General features: G+C 41.1%; 13 protein-coding genes. 7 read left to right on the top strand and 6 right to left on the bottom strand.

Translation table 11 applies throughout. The annotated features are described in order from the left end of the window. Positions 1-194: 194 nt before the first annotated feature. The 5 genes from FM107_RS03860 (at position 195) to FM107_RS03880 (ending at position 8,688) form a co-directional block, all read left to right on the top strand. Complete coding sequence (locus FM107_RS03860; protein ID WP_086947212.1) at positions 195-1,262, top strand: efflux RND transporter periplasmic adaptor subunit; 1,068 nt, start codon at positions 195-197, stop codon at positions 1,260-1,262. A gap of 6 nt (positions 1,263-1,268) precedes the next feature. Beyond that, on the top strand, positions 1,269-4,358 hold the full coding sequence (locus FM107_RS03865; RefSeq protein WP_086947213.1) for an efflux RND transporter permease subunit: 3,090 nt from the start codon (positions 1,269-1,271) through the stop codon (positions 4,356-4,358). A gap of 4 nt (positions 4,359-4,362) precedes the next feature. Next, positions 4,363-5,667 carry a TolC family protein gene (locus tag FM107_RS03870; RefSeq protein ID WP_086947214.1) on the top strand — a complete coding sequence of 435 codons (1,305 nt, stop codon included), beginning with the start codon at positions 4,363-4,365 and terminating at the stop codon, positions 5,665-5,667. Positions 5,668-6,107: 440 nt separating this feature from the next. Further along, positions 6,108-7,523, top strand: a complete 1,416-nt coding sequence (locus tag FM107_RS03875) for a Gfo/Idh/MocA family protein (RefSeq protein ID WP_086947215.1) — start codon at positions 6,108-6,110, stop codon at positions 7,521-7,523. An 85-nt stretch (positions 7,524-7,608) separates the two neighbouring features. Further along, positions 7,609-8,688, top strand: a complete 1,080-nt coding sequence (locus tag FM107_RS03880; protein ID WP_086947216.1) for a formylglycine-generating enzyme family protein — start codon at positions 7,609-7,611, stop codon at positions 8,686-8,688. An 80-nt stretch (positions 8,689-8,768) separates the two neighbouring features. Here FM107_RS03880 and carB read toward each other — a convergent pair whose 3' ends face one another. Both carB and FM107_RS03890 read right to left on the bottom strand, forming a co-directional pair. Then, positions 8,769-11,588, bottom strand: coding sequence for a carbamoyl-phosphate synthase large subunit (gene carB, locus FM107_RS03885; protein WP_086947217.1), 2,820 nt, complete (start codon positions 11,586-11,588; stop codon positions 8,769-8,771). 218 nt (positions 11,589-11,806) lie between these two features. Then, positions 11,807-14,056 carry a family 20 glycosylhydrolase gene (locus FM107_RS03890; protein WP_086947218.1) on the bottom strand — a complete coding sequence of 750 codons (2,250 nt, stop codon included), beginning with the start codon at positions 14,054-14,056 and terminating at the stop codon, positions 11,807-11,809. A gap of 147 nt (positions 14,057-14,203) precedes the next feature. Here FM107_RS03890 and lipA point away from each other — a divergent pair, with 147 nt between their 5' ends. Further along, positions 14,204-15,085 (top strand): lipoyl synthase, encoded by an 882-nt coding sequence (gene lipA / locus FM107_RS03895; RefSeq protein ID WP_086947219.1) that lies wholly within the window; start codon positions 14,204-14,206, stop codon positions 15,083-15,085. A gap of 78 nt (positions 15,086-15,163) precedes the next feature. On the opposite strand, the gene FM107_RS03900 is transcribed toward lipA, so the two are convergent. Next, on the bottom strand, positions 15,164-16,804 hold the full coding sequence (locus FM107_RS03900) for an amidohydrolase (RefSeq protein ID WP_086947220.1): 1,641 nt from the start codon (positions 16,802-16,804) through the stop codon (positions 15,164-15,166). Between the two features lie 153 nt (positions 16,805-16,957). Continuing rightward, positions 16,958-17,368 carry a BrxA/BrxB family bacilliredoxin gene (locus FM107_RS03905; RefSeq protein WP_086947221.1) on the bottom strand — a complete coding sequence of 137 codons (411 nt, stop codon included), beginning with the start codon at positions 17,366-17,368 and terminating at the stop codon, positions 16,958-16,960. 191 nt (positions 17,369-17,559) lie between these two features. Between FM107_RS03905 and ahcY the strand changes: the two genes are divergently transcribed. Continuing rightward, positions 17,560-18,876 (top strand): adenosylhomocysteinase, encoded by a 1,317-nt coding sequence (gene ahcY / locus FM107_RS03910; RefSeq protein WP_086947222.1) that lies wholly within the window; start codon positions 17,560-17,562, stop codon positions 18,874-18,876. A gap of 44 nt (positions 18,877-18,920) precedes the next feature. On the opposite strand, the gene FM107_RS03915 is transcribed toward ahcY, so the two are convergent. After that, positions 18,921-19,454 (bottom strand): AAA family ATPase, encoded by a 534-nt coding sequence (locus tag FM107_RS03915; protein WP_086947223.1) that lies wholly within the window; start codon positions 19,452-19,454, stop codon positions 18,921-18,923. A gap of 174 nt (positions 19,455-19,628) precedes the next feature. After that, positions 19,629-20,102, bottom strand: a complete 474-nt coding sequence (locus FM107_RS03920; RefSeq protein ID WP_086947224.1) for a ribonuclease H-like YkuK family protein — start codon at positions 20,100-20,102, stop codon at positions 19,629-19,631. Between the last annotated feature and the right edge of the window lie 56 nt (positions 20,103-20,158).

Genomic DNA, 20,158 nt, shown 5'->3' on the forward strand with positions numbered 1-20,158 from the left:
TGCCGTAACAGGTGGGAGAGTAGGTCGGTGCCTAATTTTATAGAATGCCCCTTCAGTAATTGAAGGGGCTTTTTTTATGCCCTCTTTTTTGGTATGTTTTCGTCCTCTTTATAATAAGATTTTTACATGTTGGGTTCACTTAATTGAAGTATCTTGGCACATCTAAAAACCTTTATTTCTGAAAAGATGAAATCATGAGCAGAAAAGTTGCAGTGTTATTAATTAGTATTTTAATTATTGTCGGTGCTTTGATTGCCTACCGTATAATTGAAAACCAAAAAAATGCGGAAGCACAGGATGCTGGGCGAGGAAAAAGCGCTGACGCTAAAGTTTACGGAATAGTCGCCCACGGAGAGCCATTTTCGGATTATCTTTCATTAACGGGTTCAATTGAACCAAATGAGATTATAACCTTACGATCAGAAATTTCTGGAATAGTGGAAGAACTAAACTTCCAAGAGGGGACTACGGTTAATGGCGGACAAATTTTGGTTCGTATTAATGATGCTGAATTACGTGCTCAGCTTGCTCAAGCAAATACGCGTAATGATCTGGCTGCCGAGAATGAACGTCGTGCCAAACTTTTACTGGAAAAACAAGCTATAAGTCAAGAAGAGTACGATATTGCCAGTGCGGATTATAGGACAGCGCAGTCACAGATCAATGTGATCGAAGCGCAGTTAAGTAAGACCCAAGTACGCGCACCATTTTCTGGCAAGGTCGGATTACGGGATATTTCTAAGGGTAGTTATATAACTCCAACGACCGATATTGCCCAGTTAGTGAATATGAATAAAGTTAAGCTTCAGTTTTCTATACCAGAAAAGTATGCGAGCCGTGTACGCAATGGGATTAACGTGAAGTTTACTGTCCAAGAACAGGCGGATGAATTCGTCGCCACGGTATATGCTACAGAACCTGCAATTGACGCCAATACGCGTACCCTTCGGGTAAGGGCTATTGCCGATAATCACAATTATATACTAATCCCTGGCACGTTTGCAAATGTTGTATTTCCGCTCGAGACTATTGAACAGGGATTATTAGTGCCAACGGAAGCGTTAGTCCCAATACAGAATGGCAAAAAACTTTTCGTATTAAAGAATGGACTTGCCCGCGAAATACTCGTAGAGACTGGCGGACGAACCGAAGCAGATGTGTTAATTACCAAAGGTATTTCCGAGGGTGATACAATATTAACTTCCGGAGTGATGGCATTGCGGGAGGGAAGTACCGTTGATGTGACACTATGTTCAAATTAAATTGACATGAGTAGTTTATCAACGATAAGTATAAAACGTCCTGTTCTCGCGATAGTGATGAACCTAATGTTAATTTTGTTTGGAATAATTGGGTATACTTTTTTAGGAGTGCGCGAATATCCATCTATTGACCCTGCACAGATATCAGTGCGTACAAATTATTCTGGCGCCAATGCAGATATTATTGAATCCCAAATTACCGAACCCCTTGAAAAGTCTATCAATGCTATTGACGGTATTCGGAATATTTCTTCATCGAGTAATCAAGGTAGCAGTAATATAACGATTGAATTCAATTTGGGTAAAAACTTAGAGGAAGCGGCCAACGATGTGCGGGATAAAGTTTCCGAAGCTCAGCGGCGTTTACCACAGGATATTGATTCTGCTCCAGTCGTATCCAAAGCGGATGCCGATTCTGAACCGATTATATCGATGACGGTTCAAAGTACGACTAAGAATGTTCTTGAGCTTTCTGATTACGCGGAAAATGTAATTTCTCAACGTTTGCAAACGATACCGGGCGTAAGTTCCGTGCGAATATGGGGGCAGCGTAAATATGCGATGCGTCTATGGATTGATCCCATTCGATTGGCTTCGTATGGTTTGACGGTTTTAGATGTGCGCGACGCGCTGAATAGTCAAAATGTTGAGTTACCCTCGGGGAAACTTACCGGAGAAAACACGGAACTCTCTGTTAAAACAGTAGGGAACTTAGCGAATGTAGAGGAGTTTAATAACATAATTATTAAAGTTGACAATAACCGAATAATCCGACTAAGTGATGTTGGAAATGCTGCTTTGGAAGCCGAAAATTTCGAGACCAAAATGTCTGATTCTGGCTTTCCTATGGTTGCTCTAGCAGTTATTCCACAGCCGGGAACTAATTACTTAGAGATTGCGGATAGATTTTATGTAGAATACGACAAGCTTCAAAATGACTTGCCGGAGGGTTTCGAAATAAATATTGCTCTGGATAATACGCAGTTTGTAAAAAGAGCGGTATTCGAGGTCGCGGAAACGTTGTTAATATCTATCGTTTTGGTAGTGTTTATTATTTACGTATTTTTCAGAAATTGGGGGATTGCATTTCGTCCACTACTTGATATTCCAGTATCGCTAATTGCGACCTTTTTTGTTATGTATCTTTGCGGGTTCTCAATAAACGTTTTGACTTTGTTAGCAATTGTACTTGCAACGGGTCTAGTCGTTGATGATGGGATCGTTGTTACAGAGAATATATTCAAAAAAGTTGAGGAAGGAATGTCGCCAATTGAAGCAGCCATTAAGGGATCTAATGAGATTTTCTTTGCGGTAATATCCATCTCAATCACGTTAGCGGCAGTTTTCTTGCCAGTTATTTTTTTAGAAGGATTTGTGGGGCGGCTATTTCGAGAGTTCGGGGTGGTTATCGGGGCGGCCGTTTTGATATCTGCTTTTGTTTCCTTGTCACTGACCCCCATGCTGAACGCCTATTTGATGAAAGGTGGAGAGCAAAAAAAATCGAAGTTCTATAATCGAACCGAACGGTATTTTGTTTCAATGAACAGTGAATATGAAAATTCTTTACGCTCGTTCCTTAGACATCGGTGGCTTAGTATAGTCGTTATTGTTGGTTGTTTTGCTTTGATTTATGGATTCTATTCCGTACTTCCAAAAGAGACTGCGCCCTATGATGATCGTAGTTACGTAAGTTTACGGGTATCCGCTCCAGAGGGTGTTTCATATGATTATATGGACAGATTCATGACCGAACTGACTATGCTAATTAACGATTCGGTTCCGGAGAAAAAAGTTAGCTTAGTGATTACGTCCCCGGGATATGGATCAGCGTCTGCCAATAGTGGGTTTGTTAGACTTGGTCTCGTAGATCCCGAAGAAAGAGAGCGAACGCAAGGAGAAATTGCGGATCATCTCTCTTTGCTTACCAAACAATATTCGGATGCTAGAGTATCTGTCTCTCAACAACCGACGATTGCGGTGAATCGGCGAGGGGGGCTCCCAATACAATATATCATTCAAGCTCCGAATTTCGAGAGTCTAGAGGAAAAAATTCCGCTGTTCATGAATGAACTTGCGGCCGATAATACATTTTCTCTGGTTGATGTCAACCTGAAGTTTAATAAACCGGAAATTTATATAACAATTGATCGAGAGAAAGCTCAATCGATGGGTGTGTCGGTCTTAGATATAGCCGAAACTTTACAAATGTCATTATCGGGTCAACGCTTTGGCTATTTCATGATGAATGGAAAGCAGTATCAGGTAATGGGGCAGTTTGATAAAAAGGATCGAGCCACGCCGATGGATCTAGCAGCTATTTTTGTTAAAAGTGATAATGGACAGCTCGTTCAACTGGATAATATTGTAGAAATGGAAGAACGCAGTAGCCCTCCTCAACTGTACCACAATAATAGATATATGTCGGCGACGGTTTCTGCGGGGCTTGCACCGGGGTATAGCATGGACCAGGGATTAAAAGCAATGGATGCAATAAAAGAAAAGGTTTTAGATGAAAGTTTTACCACCGATCTTGGTGGTGAAGCGCGTGATTTTGTTGAGAGTGGATCCAATACAATGTTTGCTTTCGGATTAGCAGTGTTATTGATATTTCTGATACTCGCTGCCCAGTTTGAGAGTTTTATGGATCCGGTTATCATCCTTTTGACCGTCCCGATGGCGGTTGGTGGTGCACTCTTTTCGTTGTGGTTGTTCGGGGAAACATGGAATATTTTTAGTCAGATTGGAACGATTATGCTTATTGGATTAGTTACAAAGAATGGGATCCTCATCGTAGAATTTGCTAATCAGCTACGCGACCAAGGCTATAAGAAGTATGATGCTGTTCTCGTTGCGTCGGAAGCGCGCTTACGTCCAATCTTAATGACGTCCTTAGCCATAGCACTTGGTGCGCTGCCGATTGCTCTTTCCTTGGGAGCGGCATCCACAAGCCGTATCGGTATGGGAGTGGTGATCGTTGGCGGTACAATGTTCTCTTTAATATTAACCTTGTACGTTATTCCAGCATTTTATTTAATGCTTTCTCGTGATCGTATTAAGAGAGCGGAATTTGAAAAGTTGGAAAAATGGGAAAACTAATTTTATGAATAAATTACTATTGGCCTGTTGTGTGATGGCTTTTGCAATTTCTCCTTTATACGCGCAACAGGTCTTAAAAATTGGAACTGCTGTCGAAATTGCGTTAGAAAATAATTATGATATTCGGTTGTCTAAAAATGGGCTGGAGATGGCTAAGGAGAATAAGACATACGGAAATGCGGGTATATTGCCATCGGTGAGTGCTAGTTTGACGCAAAGTAACAGTCTTCAAAATTCAACACAGGTGCAGAATACAGGGGTTGAGCGTTCTTTAGATAATGCGCGGAACAATAGTTTAAATTACGGTGTAAGTTTGGGGTGGACAATTTTCGATGGTATGGGGATGTTTGCACGTTACGATAAACTAAAAGAGCTCGAAAAGCAAGGTCGTATCCAAGTGAAGCGACAGGTGTTGACGACAGTAGGGGATGTAATTACCCTTTATTATACAATCGTCGAACAGAACAATCTTCTTGCAGCGCTCGACTCAAGTATACAGATTTCAAAAGAACGACTTCGGACCGCGGAAAATCGATTTTCCATTGGAAAGGCGGCCAAATTGGAAGTTTTGAACGTCCAGGTTAACCTAAATGAAGATATTTCTATGCGTTTACGACAAGAGGAAACAGTAAAAAACTTAAAGACTAGCCTGAATAGTATCCTTGTTCGCGATCTTGATATCGATTTTTTCGTCGACAGTAAAGTGGATATCGATGAAACATTAGTTTTTAGTGAACTATATGAGAAGGCCAATAAGTTCAATCCGGATCTCCAGTTAATTGTTTTGAATCGGAAACTAGCAGAATTGGACCTTACGGTAACTAAAGCATCCCGATACCCGACTGTAAGACTCAATAGTGGATACAACTTTTCGAATTCGGAGTCAAGTTTGGGATTTGTTACTTCGTCTTCTTCTCGTGGTTTAAATTATGGTGTCACTGCAAGTATGAACATCTTCGATGGGTTTAACCAGCGTCGCAATGAAAAGATTGCTCAATTGGAAATCGACAATGCTACTATTCAGGTCGAACAGCAGCAGCATTTCGTGCAAACGAGTCTTAAAACTGCGTTTCAGACATATCTTACCAATTTGGAGTTGTTGAAATTAGAAGAGACAAATGAGGGGATAGCCCGTCAGAATTTGGAAATTACGTTGGCTAAATTTAATATCGGTTCCATTAGCGCTGTTGAATTTAGGGATGCGCAAGAGAATTTTATCGATGCAATTTCACGATATAATGCTGCCCAATTGCAAGCAAAACTATCTGAAGTCCAGCTTAAAGAACTAATTGGTGAAATTGATTTTTAGAAATTATGAGAGTTAAAACGGTGTATATCAATCGTATGGTTATAGTGTTTTCAAATATTGCGTTTTAGTTTAGCTCAAAAAATGCTGATTACTGAAAGTTCTGAATAACTGTGTTCGCAGGAAGTATATAAGGCGATGACAATGGCGATTTCCGACAAAATAAACTATTAATTCCTTCATTGATAACTTGTATCTTTTTTGTTAACATTAAATTGAACAAACGTTTGCTTTAGTCTTTTGTTTTTTTTTAGGTGTGAATACTATTATACTTGTATAAGCAAAAGCAAATGTTACGCTTGCGTATAACCATTTATAGTCGTTTTTTAATTGTTGTAAATTGGTTTTTCGAATAGACTGTTTAGTTTGTTTTAAAATAGGTGATTTTAGAGGGGATGCTTATTGTTGTCCCCTTTAATGTAAACATTAAATTTATCTAATACATGGACTCAAATAGAAGAGATTTTTTAAAAAAAGCTACAATTCTTTCAAGTGCAGCAATTACGTTACCGACAATTAATAATGCTGCTCTGGCTTCCTCGCCATCATTCAATATGGGGGGGTATGCTGCGCCCAAGATCGACAAGGTTAGGGTTGCTGTAATTGGATTAGGAATGCGCGGTCCTGGCGCCGTAGATCGCCTGTCGTATATTGAAGGAGCTGAAATCGTCGCATTATGTGATAAACATGGTGAACGCGTAACCAAGGCACAAAAGATTCTTACGAATAAAGGATTGAAAGAAGCAAAATCATATTCTGGCGAAGACGGCTGGCAACAAATGTTGAAAGAGCTTGAGTTAGATCTTGTCTATATCTGTACGCCGTGGGCTTATCATGCTCCGATGGCTATTGCCGCAATGAATTCGGGTTCGCATGCGGTAACAGAAGTTCCTATTGGATTGACCATTCAAGAGTGTTGGGACGTAATAAAAACTTCTGAGAAGACTAAGAAGCACTGTATGATGCTTGAAAATTGCTGTTATGATTTCTTTGAAATGCTTACACTGAACATGACACGGCAAGGGTTGTTCGGCGAGTTGGTGCACGCCGAAGGAGCATATATTCACGATTTATTGGATTTGAATTTCAATAAAAAAGGGTACGATAACATGTGGAGGCTTCGTGAAAATATTAAGATGAATGGAAATCTCTACCCAACACATGGTATTGGGCCAGTTGCCCAATGTTTGAATATCAACTATGGGGATAGAATGACTCACCTAGTAGCGATGCAGACGAATGATTTCATGATGGGTGATACTGCGCGTGAATTAGCTGCAAACGATGCCTTTTACCAAGAGTTTGTGGGCAAGAAATATCGTGGTAATATGGATACAACGTTGATCAAAACAGAAAAAGGGAAAACGATAATGCTGCAGCACGACGTTACCTCACCACGACCATATTCCCGGTTACATGCTTTAAGTGGTACGAAAGGTTTTGCACAAAAATACCCGAAGGAGAGTATTGCTTTCGGCCACTCATTTATCGAGCCTGAGGAATTAAAAAGTTTATACGAGAAATATACACCTGAATTAGTAAAATTTATTGGTGAACAAGCTAAAGATGTCGGTGGTCATGGCGGTATGGATTTTATGATGGATTGGCGTTTAATCGATTGCCTGCGTAATGGATTACCATTAGATCAATCGGTTTACGATGGTGCTGCATGGAGTTCAATAGTACCTTTAAGTTGCGAATCTGTAGCAAAGAATAGTAAAACTGTGAACATTCCGGATTTTACAAAAGGAGCATGGAAAACAAATAAGCCGCATGATTTAACATTGAACGGAGGCGGTAACACTAAGATACGGGCTAAGGTGGTGAAAGGTCAAACTGAACAGTTAAATGTTGGGTAATCAATTTAAAATCATAAACATTAAAAAAGTCCATTAAATTAATGGACTTTTTTAATAGATAATATTTTTCAACTATATTAGTGGAATGATATCTTCAACCTTTAGGACTGTATTATTCGGATGTGTGGTTCTCGCGGCCTGTCATTCGAACCAAGATCAATCACAAGAAGTTACTTTGGATGGTGATTCGGTCGCTGTATGCCATACCGGAGCCATTCCATCTCGATTTGCAAGTATTTCGGATACTAGTTCCCACAGTAGAGGGGACGATAAGGTGACGATGGTACGAATTGAAGGAGGTAAATTTCAGATGGGATCGGCTAGTTTTCCTGATGCGCAACCAATTCATGAAGTCGAGGTGTCATCGTTTTTCATGGACGAACACGAAGTTACTAATGCCCAGTTCGCGAAATTTGTTGAAGAAACGGGGTATCGTACCATTGCCGAACGCCCATTAGACCCTAAAGATTTCCCAGGCGTTGATCCCAACATGTTGATTCCCGGCTCAGCGGTCTTTACCGCACCACAAAAGGTGGATAACCTGAATAACCACTTACAATGGTGGAGCTACATTCCCGGCGCAAATTGGAAGAATCCCGAGGGACCTGATAGTGATATTGCAGGAAAGGAAGTATTTCCGGTTACGCAATTAGCGTATCAAGATGCCGAAGCTTACGCCAAGTGGGCCGGTAAAAGACTTCCTACCGAAGCTGAATGGGAGTATGCTGCCAAAGCAGGCAAACATGTGGATGAAACGTATTATTGGGGCGAGGAGAAAAAAGAAGATGGGAAATGGTTAGCAAATATATATCAAGGAAGCTTTCCGACAGAAAATACAAAAGAAGATGGTTTTGAGAGGACAGCGCCGGTAAAATCTTTTCCGGCTAATGCTTGGGGATTGTATGATATGGAGGGAAACGTGTGGGAATGGTGCGCTGATTTCTATCGACCAGATTATTATGCTTCGAGCTCAAGCGTGAATCCCAAAGGGCCTGCAGACTCGTATGATCCACAAGAACCTGGGGCGATAAAACGCGTCCAAAGAGGGGGCTCATTTTTGTGTAATGATATCTATTGTGAAAGATATAAAGCCGGTAGTCGAGGAAAGGGGGAGCAAAATAGTCCCACTAATAATGTCGGCTTTCGTTGCGTGAAAGATATTTGATTAGCGTATAACGTAACTATAACAAAATAGGGTTCACATCGCGTCTGATGGAACCCTATTTTGTATAGTGTTATAGCCTACTATTGTGCATTCAAAAACATTGATTTCCTGGAAACAAGTTCGCGGAAGTATGGATCTTGAAGATCAGCAATAAATCGAATGGCCTCTCCCGTAGATTTCATTTCCGGGCCTAACTGTTTATCGACCTCAGGGAATTTAGAAAACGAGAAGACTGGTTCTTTGATCGCCCAACCAGTTAATTTACGTTCAATGTTGAAATCTTTTAATTTGTTCACTCCCAACATTATCTTTGTGGCAATGTTAATATATGGAACATCGTATGCTTTAGCAATGAATGGGACCGTACGGGAAGCGCGAGGATTTGCTTCGATTACGTACACACTATCATCTTTAATAGCAAATTGAATATTTAACAGGCCGCTTACTCCAAGTGCTTTTGCTAACTTAATGGAGTATTCTTCCATCTTATTTTGCACATTCTGCGATAAGCTAAATGGGGGTAATACGGCCGAGGAATCTCCAGAGTGGATACCGGCTGGCTCGATATGTTCCATCATACCAATTATATGGACATCCTCCCCATCAGAAATTGAGTCTGATTCTGCCTCTTCGGCACGATCCAAGAAGTGGTCAATAAGGATGTGGTTTCCAGGAAGGCTTCTAAGTAGCGTTACGACAGCTTTTTCAAGATCTTCGTCGTTGATTACAATACTCATACCCTGTCCACCAAGCACGTAAGACGGACGGACTAGTACAGGGTATCCTACTTCATTTGCAACTTTTATTGCCTCTTCCGCCGAAGTAGCAACACCATACTTAGGATAAGGAATGTCAAGTTCTTTTAGTAAGTCAGAGAATCGGCCGCGATCCTCAGCTAAGTCCATGTTTTCGAATGAAGTTCCAATAATTTTAATACCTAGTTCTTCAAGCTTATCAGCCATTTTCAGTGCCGTTTGTCCGCCAAGTTGTACGATAACACCTACTGGTTTTTCTAATTCAACGATTTCACGAACGTGTTCCCAAAATACGGGTTCAAAATATAATTTATCAGCCATGTTGAAATCAGTGGAAACAGTTTCAGGGTTACAGTTAACCATAATTGCTTCGTATCCAGCTTCTTTTGCGGCAATCAATCCGTGCACACAAGAATAATCAAATTCAATACCTTGACCAATACGGTTAGGACCAGAACCCAATACAATGACTTTCTTTTTGTCCGAGACTACTGATTCATTCTCCTCTTCAAAGGTAGAGTAGTAATATGGTGTTTGCGCCGGGAATTCTGCAGCACAGGTATCCACCATTTTATATACTCGGTTTATACCTAATTGTTTACGACGGTCGTATACTTGATCTTCGGTAACATTCCCTAATAACCACGATATTTGAGCATCCGAGTAACCTTTTTGTTTTAGCGTTACGAAGAAATCGCGAGGAATATTGTTTAATTGGTACCTGCGTAGTTCAGTTTCCATTTGTACCAGCTCTTGTATTTGAACTAGATACCATTTGTCAATTTTGGTTGCTTTTCTAATAGACTCAAGTGGAACGCCTAATTCAAAGGCATCTTTTATATGGAATACGCGATCTCCGCTAGGGTGCTCGAGACTTTCCATGATTTCTTCTAGATTACGGAGTTGTCTTCCATCCGCACCCAATCCCCAACGATTAGTTTCCAGCGATTGACAGGCTTTTTGTAACGCTTCAATGAAGGTACGTCCGATTGACATTACTTCACCAACCGCCTTCATTTGTAAGCCTAATTCTTTATTAGCACCTTTAAACTTGTCGAAGTTGAAGCGTGGTATTTTTACAATAACATAGTCTAGTGTAGGCTCGAAATATGCTGACGTTGTTTTTGTAATTTGGTTTTGCAATTCATCAAGATTATAACCGATCGCCAGTTTGGCAGCTATTTTAGCAATGGGATATCCTGTTGCTTTCGATGCTAAAGCTGATGAACGAGAGACGCGTGGGTTAATTTCGATTGCTATAATATCTTCGTTTTCTGGATTTATCGAGAATTGAACATTACATCCCCCTGCAAAGTTCCCGATCGAGCGCATCATTCGGATTGCTTGATTACGCATTTCTTGGTAACATTTGTCACTAAGAGTCATGCCAGGCGCAACTGTAATAGAGTCCCCGGTATGAATGCCCATTGGATCGAAGTTTTCGATTGTGCAAATGATAATAACGTTGTCATTGGTATCGCGTAAGAGTTCCAGTTCAAACTCTTTCCATCCTAATACCGCTTTCTCAACGAGTACTTCATGGGTTGGGGAAGCGTGTAGACCTCTATTTAATGCAGCATCGAATTCTTCTTTTTTGTGCACAAATCCGCCACCAGTTCCAGCGAGGGTGTACGATGGACGAATAACTAAAGGAAAGCCGATCTCTTGTGCAGCTTCTTTTCCTTCAAGAAATGAGTTGGCTATTTTTGAAGGTGCAACTCCGACGCCGATATCGATCATTAGTTGACGGAATGCTTCACGGTTTTCGGTCGTTTCGATTGCCGCAACATCAACACCAATAACTTCAACGTCGTATTTTTCCCACAAACCAAGGTTTGATGCTTCGATACATAAATTTAGTGCAGTTTGTCCCCCCATAGTTGGCAGAACGGCGTCGATCTTTTGATCTTTCAGTATCTGCTCGATACTTTCACACGTGAGCGGTAGTAAATACACATGATCTGCAATAACCTTATCGGTCATAATCGTTGCAGGGTTTGAATTGATAATGGATACTTCAATTCCTTCGTCTTTTAACGAGAGAGCAGCTTGAGATCCTGCATAATCAAATTCACAGGCTTGACCGATAACAATGGGGCCCGAACCAATGATTAAAACGGAGTTGATGGAGGTGTTTCTAGGCATTATTCTTATTCAAAAAAGTTAATTTTCAATATCTTATGCTGACTATAGCGTCGAAAGTTTGCCTTAAAATGGAGGGAATTCCGACTGCTTTGTCGGAGTGCAAAGTTACATTAATTTTATTAATATCTATTGTTTTAGTGGTAACTTTTAATTTTTATTTTCCATATTAAAAAAACAAAAAATTTACATAGTCATCAGTTTTGTTATAGATCCTTCTTTTAATGGATCACTATTTCATCCGTAAACAAATAACCTCCTTTTGGGTTTGTGGCAATTACCTTGACATAGCGTGCCATTTGTGGTTTGGCTAGATTCACTTGAAAAGTTTTAAATTGCAACTTCGGGTTATTGTAATCGTCCTCGTTTTTAACAACATCGATCTCACGGTAGTTCTTGCCATTATCCGAGATGTAAACATGAAATTTATCTGGAAAGAAAATTCCGGGGCCCGGTAATTGCATAAATCGCATGCCTACTGATTTGATTTCTTCTCTACGCTCGAAGTCGATATAAGCGTCGAAACTCCCCGTGAAACCTTGCCATTGAAGGTCCTTGAATGATAGGCCACCATATTCACCATTGGTAAGTGTCAGCTCATTTTGTGCTGCATAAACTTCCCAAGGTGTGTTGTAGTATACTTTTTTGTTGATCGCTTTATGAATATCGAGCTGTATGGTTTCGATGGGGCTGACCCGAATAGAATCTATAAATGATGCAGCCTTAATTGTGCTTGTTGAACTTAGCAAAAACGGATTGGTGTAAGGTGTTTCGTGCGCGGAGGGTTTTGTGCCGTCCGTGGTATAATAAATTAAGGGGGCGTTTTGTTCCGAGCTAAGTGAAACGGTGTTGGTCTTGGCTTCTTTGTCAAAAATCACTGTTGAGTGTACATCATAAGAAGGCCTATGGTAGTTCACTTCTAGTTTTTGTAGAATTTTGTAGTGTTCTTGAAGTCTTTGGTGAAAGTCCTTCCAGTTGCGATCTTCTTGCTTGGTCCAATTTATTTCGGATAAGGCTAATGCACGAGGAAATACCATGTATTCGACTTGTTGATAGACTGGGGTATATTCGCTCCATAAATTGGCCTGTGCGCCAATGATGTGTACTGCTTTATCCTCGGGTATTTCACTGGGAATGGGGTTATAAGAATAAACTTTGTCCAATGGCAGGAAACCACCAATACCTTCTGGTTGGGTACGTGGGTCGCTTTGATAGCTGTCGAAATAGAGGTATTCTGCAGGCGTCATTATTACATCGTGTTCCATATTCGCCGCATCAATGGCTTCTTTCTCGCTTCGCCAGTTCATGACGGTTGCACCTTCGGGGAGTCCGCCCTCCAATATTTCGTCCCATCCTATTAGTTTCCGTCCGTTGTCTTGCAAGAAGCTACTAATATCTTTGATGAGATAACTTTGTAGCTCTCCTTCTGTTTTTAGATCTTTCTCTTGCTTTAACGCTTGGCACTTAGGGCATTTCTCCCAGTGTTGTTTATTTGCTTCATCTCCACCAATATGTATATAGGACGACGGGAAGATGTCCATAACCTCCGTAAGTACATTTTTTAAAAAAGTAAAGGTTTCCGGATTACCGATACAGAACTCGCCTTGAGTGTATGGTTTTCCTGTACAAGACAGTTCTGGATACACAGCGAGAACTTCCTCGGCATGTCCAGGCATCTCGATCTCGGGTATAATGGTGATTCCTTTTGCTGCTGCATAACTCACAAGCTCACGTGCTTGTTTCTGGGTGTAATATCCTCCACTTGCATTTGGTGATCCCTGATCCACATACATCCTGCCATTAGCCCACCATTCCTTCCAATTTGTATGTGTGCGCCAGGCAGCTTTTGAAGTGAGTTCTGGATATTGTTTTATTTCTAGTCGCCAACCCGCAGCATCGGTAAGATGCCAATGGAAATAATTGAATTTATAAAGCGCCATGATGTCGATATATTTCTTTATGAAGCTTATTGGCATGTAATGCCTAGATACATCAAGGTGAAGGCCGCGGTAGGTAAATCGAGGACTGTCGTCAATGGTGAGCTGCGGAAGTATGCTCGGGTCTTTTTCCAGTAAACCGATTTGGATCAGCGTATATATTCCGGCGATCATCGCTTGTGTTTCGCCGGCCTTTATCAAAATACCTGATTCGTCAATTTGCAATCTGTAAGCGCCCTCGGGTATATTATCTTGCTGAATTGCGGGTAAAATTCGGATACCGTTTTGATGTTTTTTTCCTACCTTCTTTATGACCTTGAGTGGAAGTTGGGCTATTTCAGAGAAGTCTGCGAGCAAAGGGATAAGATCCTCGTATTCCGTTGTAGTGAATATCGACATGGAGGAAGATATTTGCGTCGTGCCTTCTCCGTAAACGACTTTATTCGGCTTTGGTATAAGATTTAAAGCATGCTGTTGAGCCGAGATGGTTGGAGAAAGGATTACTGCGAGTAGTATAAGAAGTGAATAACGCATAGCAGACATCAAATTAGTTGAATTACAAAGATCTTAATTTTTTTAAATAACCGGGTACATATTCTAACCCAGATGTCTGAAAAATATGATATTGTTACTACAATCGTATATTGGTGTTATTAATGGAATAATGTTTAACTTTGTTCTATGATTGAACTACCTGTTATTCCTGTCACCCAGACAGAGCGTAAGCCCGATTGGTTACGTGTGAAACTACCAGTAGGTAAAGAGTATCGTCATGTACGAAAATTGGTTGACGAACATAAGTTACATACGATTTGTGAAAGTGGTAATTGCCCGAATATGGGAGAGTGTTGGGGTGCAGGTACAGCGACTTTTATGATTTTGGGAAACATTTGTACGCGTTCATGCTCGTTTTGTGCTGTGGCGACGGGACGTCCTTTAAGCGTTGACTTGGAGGAACCTTCTCGCGTTGCTAATTCAGTTAAATTAATGCAAGTTAAACACTGCGTTATTACCTCGGTTGACCGTGACGACTTGAAAGATGGGGGGTCGATTATTTGGGCAGAGACCATTAATGCCATTCGCCGCGAAAGTCCAGAAACAACACTCGAAACGTTGCTTCCAGATTTTAAAGGAAATTGGGAGAATTTAGAACGTGTAATTGCGGTACGCCCAGAGGTTGTTTCACACAACCTTGAAACCGTTAGGCGTCTTACCAGAGAAGTACGTATACAAGCGAAATATGACCGTTCATTAGAATGCTTGCGCCGAATTTCGGAAGCAGGGCTGCGTACCAAATCGGGAATCATGTTAGGTTTGGGTGAGACCGAAGAGGACGTTGTTGAAGCGATGCAAGATCTTTACGATGTAGGAGTTCATATCTTGACTCTTGGACAGTATTTGCAACCAACCAAAGCGCATCATCCAGTAGTGGGGTGGGTTACACCTGAACAGTTTGAAAAATATAAACTAATAGGACTTGAAATGGGCTTTAAATATGTAGAATCAGGACCACTCGTTCGTTCGTCCTACCATGCCGAGAAGCATTTGTTTGATATGCAATAAAGTATTTTAATAATTTCAAGAAAACGTCTCTTCCATTTTTGGAAGAGACGTTGTTTTTAAAACGAATGCGATTGGAATTTAACGCTGAAAAACCGTCTCACCTGCGATAACTGTTTGTAATGTCTTTATCGTTCTCAGTCGTTCAGCCGGAGCAGTCATAATATCTTCTTCAAGGATGATAAAGTCGGCGTCTTTACCGGGTTCGATGCTACCACGTTTCGTCTCCTGAAAACAAGAAAATGCTGCCCAACTGGTCATGCCGCGTAACGCCTGTTCTCTGGATATCGCATTTTCCATCTGAAAACCATCTTTCGGGAAACCTGTTTTGTCAACGCGCGCGACAGCTGCGTGAAAACCATAAAGGGGGTTAAAATGCTCTACCGGAAAGTCACTTCCTAAAGCCAGCTTGCCATATTGTTCTAGTAATTCTTTATAAGCATAAGCGCCTTTCATGCGTTCGGGACCAAGTCGCTCCTCGGCCCAGTACATGTCGGAAGTCGCATGTGTTGGCTGTACAGATGGAATGATATGGAACTGCGCGAATTTCGTAAAATCATTTGGGGATATAATTTGAGCATGTTCGATCCGCCAACGACGCTTTTTACCATTTTTTAGGTGTTTTCCGTAGGTGTCCAGAATCAATCTGTTTGCTGAATCGCCAATCGCATGTGTGTTTACTTGGTAATTAGACGCTGCTAATTTTTTTATGACAGCGTCGAATTCTTCCGGTGAGTGTAACAAGAACCCACGGGTCGACGCATCGTAGTAATGATCCAAAAGGCATGCCCCGCGCGAACCTAAGGCTCCATCGGCCATCAGTTTGATAGAACGTATTGAAAGCCGATCGGTTTCGTAAAAACCGTCGTTTATAGCGCGATCAATATTCGATGGGTTCCCAGCAACCATAGCATAGTCCCGAATCTTTAGCGAATCTTGTTGATAAAACTTTATGAGTTGATCGAGCTCCTCGAAAGATAAACCAGCATCTACGATACTTGTTAACCCGACAGACAGCAGGGAGTCCTGCGCTTTTCGAAGACTGAGCAGCCGCTCGCGTTCTGCGGGAACTGGGATATAGCGTGAGACGAAGGATATAGCGTTGTCAATGAGGATGCCTGTCAGTCCACCGAGGCTATCTTTTTCAATAACGCCACCATCTACGGTTTGGCTACTGTCTAATTTTGACAACTCGATGGCTTTAGAGTTTACCAGCGCGGCGTGATAGTCAACCCGTGAGAGGAAGACAGCTGTATTTGGGAAATATTTATCGAGGCTATCCTTTGTGGGAAATAAGTTATCTTCCCATAAATTTTGATCCCATCCGCCTCCTACAATCCATAGTTTATCGGGGTTTGCTTGCTGAAATTGTCTGATTCGTGTAATTACTTCATCGAAGGAAGCTGACCCATTGAGATCCACTTGAGCAAGTAAGTCGGCGAACATAAAAAAGTGAGCATGAGCGTCATAAAAACCCGGGTATATCGGTTTTTGCTGTGCATTGATACTCGTTTTTGCGATGTATTTACTTGTTATGCTTTCGGTGCTGCCAATATCGATGAAAATGCCATTTTTCACCGCAAATGCTTCAGCTTGTCGGAAAGCCGAATCCACGGTATACACGTTGGCGTTGTAAACGATCAGGTCGACTTCTTTGTTTGTTGTGCAGCCAATGATTAGTAATGGTATTATAAGGAGCAATAGATTTTTAATTCTTTTCATCCAAAAAAATTTAATAGAGCTCTAAAATACGAAATAACTGTGAGCCGTGTAACAACGCGAGGTTTATAAATAGAAAATCCTTGCCATTTTGCGCGGCAAGGATTTCCTTTGTTCAAATTCTTTCAATAAACTGTTGGAAGATTATTGTTTGAATTAACAATGTTCATCAAATGCGGCGATCAAGTTGTCCGCAATCATTTGTGCTGGGCGGCCTTCGATCATGTGTCTTTCGATCATATGAACCAGTTTTCCATCTTTGAAAAGGGCCATTGCAGGAGACGATGGGGGATAAGGTAACATATAATTACGTGCCTTATCTACGGCATCTTTGTCCATTCCCGCAAAGACGGTTACCAATTTACTTGGTTTTTTACCGTTTTCTACTGCAAATTTTGCCGCAGGCCGTGCATTTGCTGCTGCACAGCCACATACAGAATTTACAACTACAAAAACAGTTCCCTCAGCAGGTATTGCCGCATCAACCTCGCCGGCATTTTTTAATTCTTGAAATCCCGCGTCAACTAGTTCTTGACGCATTGGAGCTACTAAATATTCTGGATACATCTCGTTATTTTTTTTAATTCAATTTTAATTAAAAGCTGGCTCAAAAGACAACTAATACAAAGATAACAGTTTGTTTCCCTTTAATCAATATTAGATCCTCAGGATTATGTCAGAATTTGTGATTTAGGTATTGAACTGTCTTTGAAATCAGGAGGATAACGGTTATTTTTGTTTATATAAACGATAGAATTATGACTATTACAGAATCAGCTTATATCCCCTATAAGGTGAAAGATATAGGTCTCGCCCAATGGGGGCGAAAAGAAATAGAGTTGGCCGAAGCTGAAATGCCTGGATTGATGAGTTTGCGTGAGGAATATGGAAACCAGAAGCCACTCCACGGTGCGCGTATTGCCGGATGCCTGCATATGACGATTCAAACTGCGGTATTAATCGAGACTTTGGTAGCCCTAGGTGCAGAGGTTTCATGGTCCTCGTGTAATATCTTTTCTACGCAAGATCATGCAGCTGCAGCGATAGCCGCGGCAGGGATTCCGGTATACGCGTGGAAAGGAATGACCGAAGAAGAGTTCAATTGGTGTATTGAACAAACCTTATTCTTTGGACAAGTTCGTCAACCACTGAACATGATACTCGATGATGGAGGCGATTTAACTAATATGGTTTTTGATCAATTTCCAGCATTAATTGAAGGCATTCGCGGGCTTTCGGAAGAAACGACTACGGGCGTACATCGTTTGTATGAACGGATGAATAACGGCTCACTATATATACCTGCAATTAACGTGAATGACTCTGTTACTAAATCCAAATTTGATAATAAATATGGGTGCCGTGAATCGTTAGTTGACGCTATCCGGCGGGCTACTGATTTGATGCTTGCGGGCAAGGTTGGCGTTGTGGCGGGGTATGGCGACGTGGGGAAAGGTTCTGCAGAATCATTACGCTCCGCAGGCGTTCGTGTAATTGTTACCGAAATTGATCCTATTTGTGCTCTTCAAGCGGCAATGGAGGGATTTGAAGTCAAGAAAATGACGGATGCGGTAAAAGAGGCAAATATTGTAGTGACCACAACAGGAAATAAAGATATTGTACGTCCCGAGCATTTCAAGTTAATGAAAGATAAAACGGTGGTCTGTAACATCGGTCACTTTGATAATGAAATCGACGTTTCCTGGCTAAATACGAATTATGGAGCCAACAAGATGGAAATTAAACCACAGGTCGATAAGTATACCGTTGAAGGGAAAGACATAATTTTGCTTGCCGAGGGACGCTTAGTAAACTTAGGCTGCGCAACGGGGCACCCTTCTTTTGTAATGTCTAACTCGTTCACGAATCAAACTCTTGCACAGATTGAGTTGTGGACTAATACAGACTTATACGAAAAGAAAGTCTATACGCTGCCAAAAAGTTTGGACGAGAAAGTTGCTCGATTACACTTAGAACATATCGGTGTTGAACTCGATACGTTAACCAATGAACAAGCGGCTTATATTGGTGTTACAATTCAAGGCCCGTATAAACCGGATGCATATCGCTATTAGTCATTATCAGCATATTTTCGGAGTAAGTGAACCGGTCGTGGCCATTAACGTATTAGAAAATCGTTCGTGGTTTTTAATGCATTTGTAAAACGCTCTCCCCCTTGGCCAGAAATGATTGTATAGTTAGCCTCTAGTGCATGGAGCTCCCGGATCCATATTTGCTTGAAGTGCTCCCGTTCATTGGGGAAATCGCGCAATGGATCATCAATCCAGGGTAAATCGATATCCATCAATAGATACAGATCATAAGGGCGATCACTTATTTCATCGGTGACTTCTTTGGGGGTTGTACCGAACAGGTGGTCACTCCAAATTTTTACCGTCAGTATCGTAGTATCACAAAAAACGAGGTTATTCCTGCTGCTATGTAGTATGGCTTCCTCCAATGCGATCTGCCCGTAGAACATATTTACTTCGTCCTGCAAGGTGTAGTTTTTGTTTAAATTTTTGCAATAGTATCGGGCATATTCGGGAACGCATAAGCTTTCCATATGTGCTGCTAACTGCCGTGCAATAGTTGATTTTCCCGTAGATTCAGGGCCGACAATTGCAATTTTAACGGTATCTGTGCTTGGCAAAACGTATTTTTTTTGACCGGCATTCGATTACACCAGTCGGTGAATATTACAATAATAAGAAATGTGTAAACAAGATTCTGTATGAACCCAGAAAAAACAATGCAAAATCGGAAGAATATGGGGGATCGTGGAAAAATCGAGCGACGATCGTTGAAAAATGAAGAGTGAATACTTTTATTGTACTATTTTATTTGCGCAGTTGGTGCTCGCAAATGACTCTGGTTTTGCCTTGAAGCGAAAGCCCATTCCCAGGATATACCCCATGGCTTCTTTCAAAGCGACGTTGGACTCAAAGTTTGGATTGGTGTTGATGTCCGCATGCACTTCCAAATCTACATGGTATTGTTCGAGTAGTGGACATAAGTTAAAAGCGATATCAATCGATTTTTGGACTTCAGTTAGCATACGCTCTTTGATAGTCATCGTTTGACTGTTTCGATCGCGGTGAATAAACATGAAACCTCCCTTATGTTCGCGAAGGAAAACGATTACGGTAGCAAATTCTATAACCCCGCGTTTGACTTGTGAGTCTGTTCCAATGTAAACTTTCAGTTCATTGCCTAAGCGTGTTTCTTTTTTGATGATTTCTTCAACAGCCGTGTTGATTGGGGTTCGGATAACCTCTCCATTGTAATGTTGCCAAATCATAATATATATGTTTTATTACTAAAGTTATCGATAAAAATTTCATACTGTGTTAATTG

The sequence above is a fragment of the Sphingobacterium sp. JB170 genome, from assembly GCF_900163865.1.
Lineage (GTDB): Bacteria > Bacteroidota > Bacteroidia > Sphingobacteriales > Sphingobacteriaceae > Sphingobacterium.